At 54.5% G+C, this 17,907-nt stretch carries 11 protein-coding genes and 1 pseudogene; 6 read left to right on the forward strand and 6 right to left on the reverse strand.

The window, feature by feature from the left end:
• From Q0X57_RS00005 to Q0X57_RS00015, 3 genes and pseudogenes are all read right to left on the reverse strand, one after another.
• Positions 1–452 (reverse strand): annotated as a pseudogene (locus Q0X57_RS00005) (glycosyl transferase family 1); the annotation flags it as partial.
• Positions 446–1,516, reverse strand: a complete 1,071-nt coding sequence (locus Q0X57_RS00010; RefSeq protein ID WP_297725804.1) for an EpsG family protein — start codon at positions 1,514–1,516, stop codon at positions 446–448. The gene Q0X57_RS00010 and the pseudogene Q0X57_RS00005, both read right to left, overlap by 7 nt.
• Positions 1,513–2,556 carry a glycosyltransferase gene (locus Q0X57_RS00015; protein ID WP_297725808.1) on the reverse strand — a complete coding sequence of 348 codons (1,044 nt, stop codon included), beginning with the start codon at positions 2,554–2,556 and terminating at the stop codon, positions 1,513–1,515. Before Q0X57_RS00015 ends, Q0X57_RS00010 begins: the two co-directional genes overlap by 4 nt.
• Before the next feature lie 460 nt (positions 2,557–3,016).
• Here Q0X57_RS00015 and proS point away from each other — a divergent pair, with 460 nt between their 5' ends.
• From proS to Q0X57_RS00030, 3 genes are read left to right on the forward strand one after another with little or no spacing between them, the layout of a single operon-like run.
• Positions 3,017–4,501, forward strand: coding sequence for a proline--tRNA ligase (proS, locus tag Q0X57_RS00020; protein ID WP_004330435.1), 1,485 nt, complete (start codon positions 3,017–3,019; stop codon positions 4,499–4,501).
• A gap of 10 nt (positions 4,502–4,511) precedes the next feature.
• Positions 4,512–5,165, forward strand: coding sequence for a 7-cyano-7-deazaguanine synthase QueC (queC, locus tag Q0X57_RS00025; protein WP_297725811.1), 654 nt, complete (start codon positions 4,512–4,514; stop codon positions 5,163–5,165).
• Positions 5,166–5,173: 8 nt separating this feature from the next.
• Complete coding sequence (locus Q0X57_RS00030; RefSeq protein WP_297725814.1) at positions 5,174–6,535, forward strand: DEAD/DEAH box helicase; 1,362 nt, start codon at positions 5,174–5,176, stop codon at positions 6,533–6,535.
• A 150-nt stretch (positions 6,536–6,685) separates the two neighbouring features.
• Here the strand turns inward: Q0X57_RS00030 and glgP are convergent, their stop codons facing one another.
• The 3 genes from glgP to glyA all read right to left on the reverse strand — a co-directional run bounded on the left by glgP (position 6,686) and on the right by glyA (position 12,492).
• Positions 6,686–9,259, reverse strand: a complete 2,574-nt coding sequence (gene glgP, locus Q0X57_RS00035; protein ID WP_297725817.1) for an alpha-glucan family phosphorylase — start codon at positions 9,257–9,259, stop codon at positions 6,686–6,688.
• Positions 9,260–9,392: 133 nt separating this feature from the next.
• Entirely contained in the window at positions 9,393–11,036 is a 1,644-nt protein-coding gene (locus Q0X57_RS00040; protein ID WP_297725820.1) for a fumarate hydratase, read from the reverse strand.
• A 175-nt stretch (positions 11,037–11,211) separates the two neighbouring features.
• Positions 11,212–12,492: a serine hydroxymethyltransferase gene (gene glyA, locus Q0X57_RS00045; protein WP_297725823.1), complete on the reverse strand. Its 1,281-nt coding sequence runs from the start codon at positions 12,490–12,492 to the stop codon at positions 11,212–11,214.
• Between the two features lie 568 nt (positions 12,493–13,060).
• On the opposite strand from glyA, the gene Q0X57_RS00050 reads away from it, so the two are divergent.
• The 3 genes from Q0X57_RS00050 (at position 13,061) to uvrA (ending at position 17,901) form a co-directional block, all read left to right on the forward strand.
• Complete coding sequence (locus Q0X57_RS00050) at positions 13,061–14,071, forward strand: PCMD domain-containing protein (RefSeq protein WP_297725826.1); 1,011 nt, start codon at positions 13,061–13,063, stop codon at positions 14,069–14,071.
• A 12-nt stretch (positions 14,072–14,083) separates the two neighbouring features.
• The gene (locus Q0X57_RS00055; RefSeq protein WP_297725829.1) at positions 14,084–14,842 is read left to right on the forward strand and encodes a porin family protein; all 759 of its coding nucleotides are present in this window, start codon (positions 14,084–14,086) and stop codon (positions 14,840–14,842) included.
• 221 nt (positions 14,843–15,063) lie between these two features.
• Positions 15,064–17,901 carry an excinuclease ABC subunit UvrA gene (uvrA, locus tag Q0X57_RS00060; RefSeq protein ID WP_297725832.1) on the forward strand — a complete coding sequence of 946 codons (2,838 nt, stop codon included), beginning with the start codon at positions 15,064–15,066 and terminating at the stop codon, positions 17,899–17,901.
• The last annotated feature ends 6 nt before the right edge of the window (positions 17,902–17,907 follow it).

Raw genomic sequence — 17,907 nt, forward strand, 5'->3', positions numbered from 1 at the left:
CGCATCAAGCGACGACACATATAGCCACCGAGCAGACGACCCTTGCCGTAGGTGAAGTCTAGCTTGGCGATGTTGTGCTGTGTCGACAAGAGGATGTAGCGATGCGCTAGATAGCTGGTGACGATGTCGGGCTGGTAAGTGTGGCTGTGCACCAGTGTGATGTTGTAGTGCTGCAGACACTCATCGAGGAGCTTGGCTGCCGATCGGGGAAAGAGCTCCAGCTGTCCACGTGTGAAGCCTAGCTCGATGATCTCGCACCCCATCGCTTGCAGTTCGTCAGCCATCGCCTCGCCCTGAGGCTCTAGTGTACAGAGCTGTATGATGTACGGCTTGTAGTAGCCCTCGGGTAGTCCAGCAATAATGTCTCGCACCACAAAGAGAGGTCCTTGCGGGCGGATCTGATTCACTACAAAGGCGATCGCTCTAGGCGGTATAGGCTCATTGCTTACCATAACGTAGGGGTATAGATGTATTCGTCATAGATCCAGCGATAGGTATGGAGGGAGCTACCAGGATCCATCACACTGTTTACAGTAAAAATGAAGTATAGTATCATCACCCCAGCGATAGCCAGCTGATACCATTTGTCTTTTACCGATAGCAGCAAGTTCGGCAGTGCCACACAGACCATGATGCCAGGGTTGTACATAAAGCGCATCGCCACGCTGGAGGAGAGGGTACAGTTGTAGATCATACTACTGAAAGCGATGAGTAGGATAGCCAGATGAGTCACCCTATCACGCTCCTTATTTAGGTAGAGGGACCCAATGAGGCAAAGGATCGCCATCCCGTTTTGTGTTAGTACATTGACCCATCCTTGGTGCGTCTCCCATCCATCAGAGGATATGTAGAAGGAGTAGCGCTCAGGCAATATCGGCTCCAGGACATGCCCCACCACCTTAAAGAGCGGGTTCCCTATCGCGAGCGTCACCACGAGTAGCGCCGTCAGCACGCGCCAGTTCCACCGTATAGCCATCATCGGCAGGATGAGCAACCATATCACCGAGGAACTGTGTACCAAACAGGAGAGGACGACCCATAGGAAGAATCGCCAGTAGCGTCGCTCCACATAGAGGTGAAAGGTGGCAAAGGTAATCATCAAGGCAAGGCATTGTCGCACCCCATTGAGCGTCTCCAGGTATCCTGTACCCCAAAGGACAAAGAAGAGCACCCCTAGCGGATAGGAGATAGAAAGCCGTCGTATACCTTGAAAGAATAGAGCAATCGTAATCGCCGAGGTGAGGAGCATAAAGGAGCGAAAGCTCATACCCAGCGCACGCATGCCCAGTATCACACCTCGCCACAATGGTTCAAAAGCTTGAAAGGACTCAGACGTAGGCCAGTTATACCCATTCTCATACACCTCGTAGTCCTGACCTAGTCCGACCCGCAGACCTGCGAAGCCGACCAATAGGACAAAGATGAAGAGCTGGTATAGCCCCTCAAAGCGCTGGTCTCTATAGTATAGCCCCGTGAGCAGGAGCATCAAGCCTGTGAGTACGACGTATGGTATCACTGATTGATGTAGGCTTTGATACGACCCTGATGATACCTCGTACGCTTATTATACGGTGTCGCAAAGACTCCCATATCCCATAGATCAGTCAGTAGTGGCACGAGCACTGCACGACTAGCATCATCTCGCACCTTGTAGAGTTGCTTGGAGATGCGATCGCAGATGACCGCCCAGAGACATTGATCCTTCCAACAGTGCCACTGTACCACCGATGCCGAGGTCGCATACTGTGGGAAAGTGTGACGGATACCCGCTATCCAGTGAGTCATCTTATCACACTCAGACGAGGCACTTGAGATAGACACTTTATTATAGTAGTAATAGTAGAGTGGCAAGTGCGTGATGGTGACACGAGGCGAACGTAGCATTAAGTCGCTCCACCAGGGGAAATCCTCAAACTTGAGTCCCTCAACAAAAGGGGTCTCCACCGCTAGCTCCCGACGCACCAGATGGCGGACAGCGTAGAAGTAGCGAATCGGATCCGATACTCCGTCAAGCCAGCGATGATTCGTCGCATGTCTGACTACTTCAGTCGTGCAGACGGCGTGCACCTTGCTCAGGTCGTAGCGCTGCGACATGCTCCAGGGCACCACTTCATCGTAAGGCTGTCCCAGCTTAGCGCGCAGGAGTAGCCGACGCTTGTAGACCATATCTGGCACCCACGAGACAATGTCTGATCCGTCACGCTCAGCCAGCGTGACCGCCAGCTCAAAGGTCTGCGGGTGGATGAAGTCGTCCGAGTCCACATAGTTGACAAACTCTCCACGCGCCCAAGCCGTCCCAGCATTGCGAGCAGAGGAGAGTCCGCCGTTTTCCTTCGTTAGAATGCGGAAGCGACTATCTCGCTCGGCATACTCTGCGAGAATGCTTGCGGAGCCGTCGGGGCTACCGTCATCTACGCAGATCGCCTCCCAGTCGGGCATCGTCTGACCTAGTATGCTGTCTAGACAGCGACGGAGGTACTGCTCGACGTTGTAGACTGGTACGATGACCGACACTTTAGGCGTGTGGGTTGCTACGGGCTCTTGAGGTAAAGACATCTCGTGGTTAAGTAATAGGATGAGCAAAATGATCTAACTGCAAAGATACGAAATTAGAGATTAGAGATTAGAGGAGACTTCTCTAGAGGCACTAGGAGCACTAGTACCACTAGCCAACCGCCAATCTACACCCCCGAGGAAATCGCACATACCTCGGTAGAAAACAAAAAACCTCCACCGAGGGACGAAAAAATTCTTCGGAACTTTCATTTCATTCTTCCGAACTTTCATTTCATTCTTCCGAAGTTTTATTTCATTCTTCCGAGGAAATGGTTGATTTCCTCCGAGCTATTTAGTGAATTCTTCCGAGGAATTTGCCATTTTAAAGGCATCCCCTATTAGCTCTAGTCACTTCCCCCTCAGCACTTCTCAGCAATAACTGAGAGACAACCGTCTCAGATTGTGAATTCTAGCGAAAAGCGGTACCTTTGCTAGCAAATAAATCAGATAGACTAGCATCATGGCTAAAAAAGAGATTAAAGAACTCACACCACGTGACGAAAACTACTCACAGTGGTATCAAGATATCGTTGTAAAGGCCGGACTGGCAGAGAACTCCTCCGTGCGTGGCTGTATGGTCATCAAGCCCTACGGCTACGGCATCTGGGAGAAGATGCAGCAGGACCTCGATCGTCGATTTAAGGAGACGGGACACAGCAACGCTTACTTCCCTCTATTTATCCCTAAGAGCTACCTTAGCCGCGAGGCAGAGCACGTCGAGGGTTTTGCCAAGGAGTGTGCCGTCGTGACGCACTACAGACTACGTACCAACGAGGCGGGCGATGGCGTAGAGGTAGACCCCAATGCGAAGCTCGAGGAGGAGTTGATCGTTCGCCCAACGAGTGAGACGATCATCTGGAGTACCTACAAAAACTGGATCCAGAGCTACCGTGACCTGCCTCTACTCTGTAATCAGTGGGCCAACGTGGTGCGCTGGGAGATGCGTACGCGTCTCTTCCTCCGCACGGCTGAGTTCCTCTGGCAAGAGGGTCACACGGCACATGCTACCCAGGAGGAGGCAATCGCTGAGGCACGCAAGATGATCGGTGTCTATGAGGACTTCGCCCGTGAGATGCTGGCGCTGCCTGTCATCGTCGGGGTCAAGAGTGAGACCGAGCGCTTCGCCGGCGCTATCGACACCTACACCATTGAGGCTATGATGCAGGATGGTAAAGCTTTGCAGTCTGGGACGTCGCACTTCCTAGGGCAAAACTTCGCTAAGGCGTTTGACGTTACCTTCCTTGACAAGGAGGGCAATCGTGACTACGTCTGGGCTACTTCGTGGGGCGTATCCACTCGCCTTGTCGGTGCGCTCATCATGGCGCACAGCGACGACAACGGACTGGTTCTGCCGCCACGCATTGCACCTATTCAGGTGGTCATCGTGCCGATCTACAAGAGCGAAGAGGAGCTACAGCGCATCCACGAGACAGCCGACAAGATCGTCAGCGAGCTTCGTCAGCATGGCGTATCGGTTCAGATCGATGACAACGACAATAAGAAGCCTGGGTGGAAGTTTGCGGAGTATGAGATGAAGGGTGTCCCCGTACGTCTCGCTCTCGGTATGCGCGACCTGGAGCATGGCACCGTCGAGGTGGCTCGTCGTGACACGCTCACCAAGGAGACGATGCCGCTAGAGGGCATCTCCGCACATATTGAGCAACTGCTCGAGGATATCCAGAGCAACCTTTACAACCGTTCACTCCAGTCGCTCAAGGAGCGCACCTACATCTGCGACAGTTACGATGAATTCAAGGAGCGCATTGAGGACGGCGGCTTCTTCCTCTGCCACTGGGACGGCACTGCCGAGACCGAGGCACGTATCAAGGAGGAGACCAAGGCGACGATCCGCTGCATACCTCGTGACATTCCCTCGGAGCCTGGTCGCTGTATGGTGACTGGTCGCCCCTCTAAGTGCAGAGTCATCATCGCTCGCTCTTACTAAGACAACGGTAATGCGCAATTCGCTGATTGCTCTCTCAGGTGGCGTGGATAGCACGACACTCCTCTACGAATATCGTGAGGAGATAGCTTGTGCCGTGGGCTTCGACTACGGCTCCAAGCACAATGCCCGTGAGCTCGCCGCTGCCAAGGCTATCTGCCGTGAGCTAGAAATCCCTTACTTGATCATCCCGCTCGCCTTCATCGGGGAGTACTTTCGCAGTGACCTCCTTCTCTCGGGTGGCGAGATGCAGCTGGGAGACTATTCGGAGGAGAATATGAGCTCGACGGTGGTGCCCTTTCGCAATGGCATCATGCTGAGCGTCCTCGCAGGGCTGGCCGAGAGCCGAGACTTGCAGCAGGTACTCATAGCAAATCACTTCGGCGACCACGCCATCTACCCAGACTGTCGGGAGAGTTTTGTCAAGCCTATGGGCGAGGCAATCACGGCTGGCACCAGCAATGGGGTCAAGCTGGTGGCGCCCTACACGACCCTCACGAAAGCTGAGATCGTAGCTCGGGGCACTCGTCTTGGGGTGCCTTACGGCAAAACTTATAGTTGCTATCAGGGTGGCGAGCGCCACTGCGGACGCTGCGGCACTTGTAGGGAGCGGCACGATGCTTTTGTAGCAAACGGGCTAGAGGATCCGACGCTTTACGAGGAGTAGGTGGCGGTATGCTAGTTGTCCCAGAAGCTTTCGATCAGAACAATGCCGAGCAGATGTCTGCCCTGCAATGTTTGGAGCAGACCTCTATGAGTCTCTTCCTGACAGGTAGCGCGGGGACTGGCAAATCTTACTTCCTAAAGAACTACTGCGAGGTGACTCGTAAGAAGTTTGTCAAGCTGGCTCCGACGGGACTTGCTGCGCTCAACATTCATGGTCAGACGATCCACAGCTTCTTCCGACTACCGCTCGCTCCGCTGACAGATCCCAACCATACCTCCGCCATCACGCGTCGCTACCGCAAAGACAAGCGGGAGCTCATCCGTCAGCTCGACCTGATCATCATTGACGAGATCTCGATGGTGCGCTGCGACCTGCTTGATGCCATGGATCGTATCCTGCGCAGCGTGAGACATAGCAAGGTACCCTTTGGGGGTGTGCAACTCCTTATGGTGGGCGACCCCTTTCAGCTACCACCTGTCACGACAACAGCCGATCAGGAGGAGATGCAGCGCGCTTATCCTGAGAGTGACGGCTTTTACTTCTTCGAGGCGCACTCCTACGCTACACTAGCGCCCATCTCCATAGTCCTGCGGCGTATGTATCGCCAGAGCGACCAGCACTTTGTCTCTGCACTGGAGGAGATCCGCCTAGGACGTGTCAGCGATGACACGGTCGCCCTGCTCAACAGTCGCGTCTCCCCTCAGTGGCAGGAGGAGCTGCTCCAGAGCGACCAGCATGCGGTGCTACTCTTCTCTCACAGAGCCAATGTGGAGGCGTACAACCTATCTCGCTGTGCTCAGCTTGATACCAAAGAAGTGACCTTCCGTGGCAAGCTAAAGGGTAATATCCCCGCCTCTGCACTGCCCGTGCCCGAAGAGTTTTCGCTCAAGGTGGGCACCCAAGTGATGCTCGTGAGCAATCATCCCGACGGTGCGTGGGTCAATGGCACTACAGGCGTCATCACGAAGCTCGTCGGTGGCTCTGTCGGCGACATCATGGAGCCGTACGCCAAGGTGAAGACGCCCGAAGGCGAGACCATCATCGTCTCGCCTCACACCTGGTCGCAGGTGGACTACGACTATGACGAGGAGAAGGGAGAGATCGTCGAGCGACAGACCGGCTCCTACACGCAGCTACCGCTCATCGTCGCTTACTCTATCACGGTACACAAAGCGCAGGGGCAAACGTGCGATCAGATTGTGGTCGACCCGAGTCGCTTCTTCGCCCCTGGACAAGGGTATGTGGCACTCAGTCGCTGTCGCACGCTCGAGGGCTTGACGCTCACACAGCCACTCAAGCCACACAATCTACGCACCGCCCCTTCGGTACTACAGTTCTACCGAAAGATCCTTTCAGAGGTCAGAGGTTAGAGATTAGAGATTAGAAGCTAGAGGGCACTTCCTAGGAGCACTAGTGCCACTAGGGACACTAGTGGCACTAGAAGCTCTAGCTAACAGCCAAAAGCCAACAGCTAAAGGCCAACAGCTAAAGGCCAACAGCTAAAGGCCAACAGCCAGCACTCAGAACGAGATCCAGCGGACGTAAGCGAAGTCCATCAGATGAGGCAACTCGGGTAGATAGGGACGCAGACGCACTGCTATCTGATACTTGCCTGGCTGAACCGACGGCACCGTTAGCTCATAAGTACGGGTCGTCCCCATGCGTGGCATCACCTCGTGAAAGAGATCCTTGCCCACATACTGCACTTCGCCCGTCAGATCGTCCCGCGTCGTAACAATCAGCTCGGCAACGAGCTCTGCTTCCACTTGTCCCGCATCGATCGTCACCCTAAAGGTCGGATCGCTATGCTGACCATTGTAGTTTGGCTCTCGCATGACCCCATCGAAGGTCGCCTCCTGCACGGTGATCGTATCCCATGTGGCAGCGACCCGTTGCTTCCAGGCAACGATATCACGAGCCTGCCGGTAGCCCTGATGCTCTAGAAGCTCGGAGCGTACTGCCAACTTATTGTAGAGGCGCTCGTAGTAGTCATCCAGCATGCGACGCATCGTAAAGTGTGGTGCGATGTAGAGCATCGAGCGCTTGATATAGTCTACCCAGTGATCCGAGCAACCAGTCGGCATGTCGGCATAGTAAGTAGGTACGATTTCCTGCTCTATGAGCTGATAGATCGTCATAGCATCAAGCTGATCCTGCAGATGCTGATCGGTGTAAGTGCGCTCTGCCGAGAGTGCCCAGCCAGCGCCCTCCTTGTACCCTTCGTACCACCAGCCGTCCAGCACGGAGAGGTTGAGGACTCCGTTCATCTCGGCCTTTTCGCCAGAAGTGCCAGAGGCCTCCATAAGGCGCGTCGGATTGTTGAGCCATACATCGACACCCGGGATAAGCGTCTTGGCAAGCGCTATGTCGTAGTCAGGTAGGAAGATGATTTTACCGACAAACTGTGGCATACGGCTCACCTCTATGATGCGCTTGATGAGCGCCTGCCCACCGCCATCAGCAGGGTGCGCCTTGCCCGCAAAGATAAAGCGAACGGGTCGCTCTTTGTTGTCTAGGATCTTTGCCAAAGTCTCTAGATCCTCAAAGAGTAGATGAGCACGCTTGTAAGTGGCGAAGCGGCGGGAGAAGCCTATGTAAAGGGCCCGCTCCTGTAGTTCGTCAAGCGTTGCCTTAGCAAGCTGTGGCGGCAGTCCTATCTCTCCGTGAGTCTTTATGATCGTGCTCTGGATGTGCTGTATCAGTCGTCTCTTCAGGCACTGGCGTATCTGACGTATCTCCTCGCTCGGCACGCTCATGATCCTAGCCCACATCTCCTCCTGAGACTGATGGCTCAGGTAGTCAGCGCCGAAGTGACGAACGAAGAACTGCTGCCACTCAGGCGCTGCCCAGGTAGGCAGGTGCACCCCATTCGTTACATAGGAGACGTGGCTCTCCTCGGGGAAAAAGCCCTCCCATACGGGAGCAAACATACGCTTCGACACATCGCCATGAAGCTTGCTCACGCCATTGGCCTCCTGCGAAGTGTGCAGCGCTAGGACGCTCATGGAGAACTTACCACCGCTCCCGTGGCTGTCCTTGCCCAGCTGGATAAACTCATCACGAGAGATACCCAGACGACTATAGAAAGGAGCGAAGTAACGATCTATCAAAGCATCCTCAAAGTAGTCATGCCCCGCTGGCACAGGCGTATGCACAGTATAGAGCGAAGAGGCGCGCACCACCTCCAGCGCTACGTCACAGGGCAAGCCCCTATCCTCCACCAGATTGACCAGTCGCTCCACATTCATAAAGGCCGCATGACCCTCATTCATATGGTACACATCACACGTGATGCCGAGCTGCTTGAGTAGCATCGTACCACCGATACCTAGGAGGTACTCCTGACGGAGTCGATTCTCCCAGTCACCACCATAGAGACTGTGGGTAATGCTCTTCGCCAGATCCCCATTCTCAGGCACATCCGTGTCCAGCAGATAGAGCGACACACGACCTACCGGCACACGCCACACCTGACAAGCCACAGGCAGCGAAGCCATCTCCAGATGTAGTGTCAGACGCTCACCACGCTCGTTGAGTACGGGTTCAAGGGGCAGGTTGTAAAAGTTTTGTGGCACATAGTGCGCCACCTGATTACCACTCGGGTCAAGGCTCTGAGTGAAGTAACCGTAGCGATAAAGGAGCCCCACGGCGGTGAGGCGAACGTTGCTATCGCTCGCCTCCTTGACATAGTCACCCGCGAGGATGCCTAAGCCTCCCGAGTAAATGTGTAGGGTATTGCTAATGCCGTATTCCATGCAGAAGTAAGCGACCGAGGGACGCGTCTCATCGGGACGCTCCTGCAGATAGGACTGCAACTCATCGTACAGCGCCTGCACCTCTGCGAGGAAGTGCTGATCCTGGCAAAGCTCCGCTATACGCTCCGCCCCTAGGAGGTGAAGCATCCAGCGAGGATTGCCATCAGTCTGCGCCCATAGCTCAGGGTCAATAGACTGAAAGAGTCGTATCGCCCATGGTTGCCAAGACCACCATAAGTTCATCGTCAAGTCCTTGAGCGATTGCAGCTCTGCGGGGAGGTTAGACTGGCTGTATATCTCTGTCCACTGAGGTGGATTACTCTTGTATTGTGGTATCATCTGTCTCTGTGCTCTGATTTGTCTACTTGAAGACTCTGCTAAGGTACGACTATTTCGCACAAGAGTAGGAACGCACTAGTCTGTGTGTTCCTACTCTTCTTTATTTATTCAGCGGGGACGCTGCGCCGTGGAGCTAACTGCGGGGACAGCCAGCGCACTGTCTGATCTGCTGGAAGAAGTCGTTGCCCTTGTCATCAACCAGGATGAAGGCAGGGAAGTCCTCCACCTCTATACGCCAGATCGCCTCCATGCCTAGCTCGGGATACTCAAGGCACTCGACACGCTTGATGCTCTCCTGCGCTAGGATCGCTGCGGGGCCACCGATGCTGCCGAGGTAAAAGCCTCCATGTGCCTTGCAAGCATCCGTAACCTGCTGACTACGATTGCCCTTGGCTATCATAATGAGGCTACCGCCATGGCTTTGGAAGAGATCGACATAGGGATCCATACGACCCGCAGTGGTGGGTCCGAAAGAGCCGCTCGGCATCCCCTCAGGCGTCTTGGCGGGACCAGCGTAGTAGATTGGGTGATCCTTGATATACTGAGGCAGCTCCTCGCCACGATCTAGGCGCTCCTTGAGCTTCGCGTGAGCGATGTCTCGTCCCACGACGATGGTGCCAGATAGCGAGAGACGGGTAGAGACAGGATACTGGCTCAGTTGCTTGCGTATCTCGTCCATCGGGCGGTTGAGGTCTACCTTCACAACCTCGCCCTCGGTGCCGTGGCGCATCGATTCGGGGATGAGCCGTGCGGGATGCTTCTCCAGTCGCTCGATCCACAGTCCATCCTTATTGATCTTAGCCCGCACATTGCGATCGGCGGAACAGCTCACACCTAGTCCGACAGGACAGGAAGCTCCGTGGCGTGGCATGCGGATCACACGTATGTCATGGGCGAAATACTTACCGCCAAACTGCGCTCCGAGACCAATCTCGTGGGTCGCCTCCAGGAGCCGCTGCTCCATCTCTAAATCACGGAAGGCGTGTCCCAGCTCGTTGCCCTTGGTCGGTAGCTCGTCGTAGTACTTAGCACTGGCGAGCTTGACCGTCTTGAGGTTGGCCTCTGCCGAGGTGCCTCCGATGACGAAGGCAATGTGATAAGGCGGGCAGGCGGCGGTACCTAGCGAACGCATCTTGTCCACCAAGAAGGGGAAGAGCCGCTCCTCCGTGAGGAGTGCTTTGGTCTCCTGATAGAGGTAAGTCTTATTGGCAGAGCCACCGCCCTTAGCGATAAAGAGGAACTTATACTCATCGCCCTCGGTCGCCATCAGGTCGATCTGTGCAGGAAGGTTGCACCCTGTATTGACCTCACGGTACATATCGAGGGGCGCATTTTGCGAATAGCGGAGGTTGTAGCGCGTGTAGGTGTCGTAGACGCCGTGCGAGAGGTACTCCTCGTCGCAAGCGCCAGTCCAGACGTTTTGACCTTTCTTACCCAAGATGATGGCGGTACCGGTGTCTTGGCAGAAGGGGAGCTGCCCTAGAGCGCTTACCTCAGCATTGCGGAGGAAGGTGAGAGCGACGAACTTATCATTGTCCGAAGCCTCGGGGTCGGACAGTATCGATGCGACCTGCTCCTGGTGAGCGGGACGTAGGTAGAAGGCTACATCGTGCATAGCTCGCTCCGCAAGTATGCGTAGCGCCTCAGGCTCGACTTGGAGCATCTGGTGACCATTGCAGTCGACCGTGTGAACGTAGTCAGAGGTGATTAACTCGTACTCAGTCCGATCGGGTCCTACGGGATACATCGGCTGGTACTTAAACGGTGGTGTGGGCATCTCTCGTGTGTCGGTTAAGTGTGTGTACCGAGCCTGCCAACGGTTTGGTCAGACTCAAATAGTGGAAAGAGTAAGAGACTGAGTGCTAGGGTCTGCTCCTTAGAAGTCTGAGCGTGTGTCCCCCCTGCATTCAGTCTCTATCAGGTTAAGAGGCGTGGCCTCTGTGTAGTTTATCTTACCAAGCGAAGATAGGTAGTGGAGACATCATCTCGTTGACCTCCTTACGTACCTTAGCTATCTCAGCCTCGTTCTCTGGATCGCGGAGTACGCGGTCGATGAGCTCAACGATGTATGGCATCTTGTCCTCCTTGACTCCACGCGTCGTGATAGCGGGCGTACCCACACGGATACCCGAGGTCTGGAATGCAGAGCGTGAGTCAAAGGGTACCATATTCTTATTGACCGTAATGTCAGCACGTACGAGTGCGTTCTCAGCCACCTTACCCGTTAGGTCGGGGTACTTAGAGCGTAGGTCGATGAGGAGGCAGTGATTGTCCGTGCCGCCAGAGATACAGTTGTAGCCCATCTTGACAAAAGCCTCGCCAAGCGCCTTAGCATTCTTCATCACCTGCTTCTGATACTCCTTAAATGAAGGATCAAGAGCCTCACCAAAGGCAACAGCCTTAGCAGCGATGACATGCTCTAGCGGACCTCCCTGGATGCCGGGGAAGACAGCCGAGTTGAGTAGCTGAGACATCATCTTGACAGCGCCCTTAGGCGTCTTGAGACCCCAAGGATTCTCAAAGTCCTTACCCATGAGGATGATACCGCCACGAGGACCACGTAGAGTCTTGTGCGTCGTAGAGGTGACGATGTGAGCATACTTGACAGGGTTGTCAAGTAGGCCAGCAGCGATCAGACCAGCGGGGTGAGCCATATCAACCATAAAGATAGCACCAATCTCGTCAGCTACCTTGCGGAAGCGTGCGTAGTCCCACTCGCGGCAGTAAGCCGAGCCACCAGCGATGATGAGCTTAGGCTTGTGCTGGCGAGCTAGCTGCTCCATCTCATCGTAGTCGACCGTACCAGTCTCCTTGCTTACGTTGTAGCCGATGGGGTGGTAGAGCGTACCAGAGCTATTGACAGGCGAACCGTGTGAGAGGTGACCACCGTGGTCTAGGTTTAGCCCCATAAAAGTGTCGCCAGGCTTGAGACAGGTAAAGAGGACTGCCATGTTTGCCTGAGCACCAGAGTGTGGCTGCACGTTGGCATACTCAGCGCCAAAGAGCTTCTTGATACGCTCTATAGCTAGGTTCTCAGACTTGTCCACGACCTCGCAACCGCCGTAGTAACGCTTGCCAGGGTATCCCTCAGCGTACTTATTGGTCATACAGCTACCCATAGCCTGCATGACCTGGTCGCTGACGAAGTTCTCAGAGGCGATCAGCTCAATGCCCTTTTGCTGGCGCTGATGCTCCTGTTCAATCAGATCAAAGATTTCTTGGTCTCTTTTCATTCTATGTGAAATTAAATACGTTAGTCATCATACTTCGGGTGAGCTAAGCTCCCTACCCTCTAGTGCGAGCGGTAGCTCACACGATTCTCTCGCAAAGATAACAATAATATCTGAGTTAAGACAATCTTGTCTCTAGCAATCAGAGCAGATAAATTATCACCATGTATGCGAAGGTATCACTATAGGAATATATGGCCGAAGCCTTGCTACCTAGCACTACAAATCCATACTATAGCGACTCCTACATCTCCGTTGATGTCAATATCTCCCGAGGAATTTTCCCATAGCTCACGAGGAAATGAAAATTCTCCACGGAGGGGCGAAATAAAACTTCGGAAGAACGAAATGAAACTTCGGAAGAACGGAATAAAAGTTCGGAAGAATTTGTCCGTTTCTCGCTGTATATTCCAAGATTTTCACGGAGGAATTGCTCGATTTCCTCCACCTTTTGATTCCCTTCCGTACACTCATCCTATATTATCAGCCCTATGTGCGACCTTTAAGGGTTCTCCTAGATATGAGAGGAAATAATTACCTTTGCTCCGTCTAAGTGTAAACATAGTACGATATGAAACGAACCTATTGGACCCTCAGCCTGCTCTTTGCCTTGTCACTCCTTATGACGATGAGTTGCAGTGGCGAAGATCCTATCAAGGCAAAGCGTATCGCCATCGAGAACGGCACCTACAAGCCCAAACCAAAGCCGGAACCAGAGCCAAACCCCAATCCCAATCCAGAACCAAATCCTAACCCAGAGCCTAATCCAAACCCGAATCCTGAGCCCAACCCTAATCCCGATCCAAAGGAGCAGATGACGCTACAGGAGGTTACCTTCACCTTTGACGAGTGGGTCAAGCCAAAGGGAACCTACCAGCTACCCGTAGAGAAGAGTCTCTCTAAGCTACTCGATGGCGACCCCTACTGGATGTCTGCAAGCAATGTGGGGGCTGTCAAGGCTCTCTTAACCACTTACCCCGTACTGCCTCTCGCTAAGGGACGCTCAGGACAGGCTTTGGAGTTGACAACCATCAAGGCTTGGCCACTGCTTGGCAAAGGCATCATCGCTGGAGCTCTCTACTGCGGATCACTGGACGAGGGCATTATGGCCACCCGACCTCTAGAATCTACAAAGTTTGGCCAGTCCGTCTTTGCCATACCTCTTTCTATCAAAGGGTACTATCAGTGGCTCCCTGGCAAAGACTTGGTTGATGGGACGAAGAAGAACCAGGTGATCAAAGGACAAGACAAGGCTACCATCGCCTGCGTCTTTTACGACATCTCGCAAAACAATAGTTACCTCAATGGTAATACACTCTACAACGATTCACGTATCCTAGCAAAGGTGCAACTACACCCCACCCCTACGAAGGATGGCGCCTGGACACCCTTTGAGGGAAAGCTGGAGGTTGTCGCAGGAAAAGAGGCTGCCTACAAGCAGATAGACCTTCAGAAGGGCAAGTACCGCATGGCACTCATCTTCTCGTCGAGTGCTGATGGGGATAAGTTCAGAGGAGCCATCGGCAGTCGTCTACGCATTGATGACTTCACTGTGACACTCGGCATACCCACCAAGAAGTAACCCGCTACAGATATGACTACACGGCAACTACACCGAGGAGCTATCACGCTCCTACTGGCACTCCTCACGACTCCCCTCCTGTGGGCACAAGCTCCTCAGGAGAGCAACGATGACCTAGAGTTTGGCATCAAGGCTGGACTCAATGTCGGAGCTACCACGCCCCTACCCAAGCCGAAGGCGATCGACAAGATCTATACGTGGAATCCCCACATGAACATCGCCATCAAGGGATGGCTCTCCTACCACCTCCCCGACACTAAGGGGTGGCATCTAGACACGGGTCTAGAGATGGAGCGCAAGGGGATGTACGTCTGTACCCATGCCACTGATATGCGCATCAATATGGGCGAAGGTCAGGAAGCTGCGTGGGGACTCTTTACAGGCAATAACAGCACTGAGTTCATCAACTACTACCTCACGCTCCCGATGCTGGTCGCCTACCATACGACTAGTGACAAGTTTCGCATGCAGGTGGGCTTCTACCTCTCCTACCTGATGCAACAGAGCTTTAAGGTGACTCTTGATGGTGACGGCACGCTCAATGGAGAAGCCATCGCCCCAGACCATCTCGTCGACTACGACCTATCAGATCACTTCAACAAGCTAGATATGGGTGTACGGATAGGCTTCGACTACTTCTTTCATCAGCGCATCGGCTTGACCACACAGCTCAATATGAGCTTCGAGCCTGCTCTCAATAGGAGCTTTACGATGATGCCTTTCCCGCTCTACAACATCTACGCTTTTGCGGGCTTCGCCTACCGCATCTAAGCTACTAGCAGGAAGATTCCACACCGCTCTGAGTAGAGGCGGAAATAAAACGCACGACCGTGTAGCCCCCCCCCTTCCAGGGACTCACCGTCGTGCGTTCATCGTATCTACTGCAGCAACCTAAATAAAGCCCCCAACAACAATCAGCTCGGCTGTTTTAGGGAACAGCCTTCCTATGTGTGGCGGTGATTTCGTATCTTTGTTTTGGAAAAAGAGTAGCTATGAAGAAGAGTCCCCTCAATGATATTATAATCCGTGGTTGCCGTGTCAACAATCTCAAGGGCATAGACCTAGACATCCCCCGTGGGGAGCTGGTCGTCATCACGGGCGTGAGTGGCTCGGGCAAGAGTTCGCTCGCCTTTGACACGCTCTACGCTGAGGGGCAGCGTCGCTATGTGGATAGCCTGTCGTCGTATGCACGGCAGTTTCTCATGCGTATGAAGAAGCCTGAGTGTGACCAGATTAAGAACCTCCCGCCTGCGGTCGCTATCGAGCAGCGGGTGGTTAGTCGCAACCCCCGCTCTACTGTCGGCACTTCGTCAGAGATCGACGACTACCTGCGTGTCTTGATGGCTCGTGTGGGCAAGCTCTACTCGCCTATCAGTGGCGAACTGGTCAAGCGTCACACGGCTGCCGATGTGGTTGAGGCGGCTCATCAGATTCCGACCGATAGCAAGCTTTACATCCTAGCGGATCTCTATCCGCCTGAGGGGCGACGTCTCATCGAGCATCTGATGCTCCTACAGGGGCAGGGGTACAACCGTGTCCTCATTGACGATACGGTCTACCGTATTGAGGATGTGAGCAATAAGGAGCTACGTGAGGCGAAGCAGGTTCAGCTGATCGTGGATCGACTGACCGTCCGCACGGGCGACGATAGCTACGAGTCTCGCCTCGGGGACTCGGTCGAAATAGCGCTTTACGAGGGTCGGGAGACCTGCGCCCTCCGTTGGCAAGATAGCGAGGGCGCGTGGAGTAGCAAGGGCCGGCGCAACTTTAGCGCACGCTTTGAGGCAGATGGGCGGACCTTTACGGAACCTACGCCAGACCTCTTCAACTTCAACAGTCCTGCGGGTGCCTGCACCGTTTGCGGAGGCTTTGGCTCGATCCTCGGCATTGACCCTGAGCGGGTAATCCCCGACGACAGTCTCTCGCTCTACGAGGGGTGCGTGGATTGCTGGCGTGGAGCTAAGTCTTCCGAGTGGGCGAAAGCTTTCATCCATGAGGCGAAGCGCTTTGACTTTCCCATCCACACGCCCTACGCTGAGCTAACGCAGGAGCAGCGAGACCTGCTTTGGCACGGGCATGAAGGCGGGGGCTGGGGCAAAGGGACACTCTACGGCATTGACGATTACTTCGCCATGCTCCAGAAGGACATTTACAAGATCCAGAACCGTGTTCGTCTGGCGCACTATCGGGGCAAGAGCGAGTGCTACGCCTGCCACGGCGGTAGGCTCAAGGAGGATGCCCTGCTCTTTACCTATATGGGCAAGAACTTTCACCAGATCGGGCAAATGTCGATCCGTGAGGCATTGACCTTCTTTGCCCAAGAGCTGGAGGACCCCGAGGAGGCTAAGATAGCGGAGCGTCCGCTCAAAGAGATCCGCAACCGACTCCGCACGCTAGACGGCGTGGGGCTCGGCTACCTGACCCTAGACAGACGCTCTAACACGCTCTCGGGCGGTGAGAGCCAGCGCATCAACCTAGCGACACGTCTGGGCAACAGCCTTGTCGGCTCGATGTACATACTGGATGAGCCGAGCATCGGACTGCACGACCGCGACACCGATCGGCTGATCTCGGTCATCAAGGAGCTACGTGATCAGGGCAACACGGTAATCGTCGTGGAGCATGACGAGCTGACGATACGTGCGGCCGACTACCTGATTGATATGGGGCTTGATGCGGGTCGTCTCGGTGGCGAGGTGATCTACCACGGCAAGCCGAGCGACATAACAGCCGAGACTCCTGGCTACACGGCGGCTTATCTGACGGGGCGCGAGGAGATACCTGTACCCAAGTATCGTCGCCCGGTGAAGCGCAAGCTAACGATGCACCGTGTGCATAAGAACAATCTGAAAGGCTTCGACGTGGACATCCCGCTCTTTAACATGACGGTGGTCACGGGCGTGAGCGGTTCGGGCAAGAGTACCCTCATCTCCGACCTTCTTGTGGAGGAGCTACAGCGCATCATCAATGCACGTCCTCGAGAGACGCAGAGCCGTATGCTGACGGGCGACGTTGACCTCGTGGAGCAGGTCCTTTACGTGGACCAAAACAGCGTGGGGCGTAGCACGCGCTCCAATCCGGTTACCTATATAGATGCGTTTACACCGATCCGCGAACTGTACGCTGACCAACCTTTGGCAAAGCAGATGGGCTACAAGCCTTACTTCTTCTCCTTTAATAAGGAGGGCGGACGCTGCGAAGTGTGCAAGGGCGATGGTGTCGTCGAGGTGCCGATGCAGTTTATGACGGACATAACGCTGGTCTGCGATGCGTGCGAGGGGAAACGCTTTCAGAAGAACATCCTCGAGGTGACCTACCACGGGGTCAACATTTACGACCTACTGGAGATGACGGTGGACCAAGCGATAGAGTTCTTTACCAAGTACCCAGCAGACCAGACCACTTCGATCATTCGTCTCCTCGAGGGGTTGCAGCGTGTCGGGCTAGGCTACCTACAGCTAGGGCAAAACAGCTCGACGCTCTCGGGCGGTGAGAACCAGCGTCTCAAGCTCGCCTACTACCTCGGTCGTGACCACGAGCCGCACACGCTCTTTGTCTTCGATGAGCCGACCACGGGGCTGCACTTTCACGATATATCCACGCTCCTAGCCGCTTTCCGAGACTTGATCGACCAGGGGCACTCGGTGCTGATCATCGAGCACAATATGGAGGTGATCAAGAGCGCCGACTACATCATCGACCTAGGGCCCGATGGGGGCGACAAGGGTGGACAGCTCGTAGTGGCGGGCACACCCGAAGAGGTGGCCGCCTGCCCCGACTCGATCACGGGTCACTATCTCAAGGAGAAGCTCACACCTCGCAAAGCGTAAGATCGT

The organism is uncultured Porphyromonas sp., from assembly GCF_947254915.1.
Lineage (GTDB): Bacteria > Bacteroidota > Bacteroidia > Bacteroidales > Porphyromonadaceae > Porphyromonas.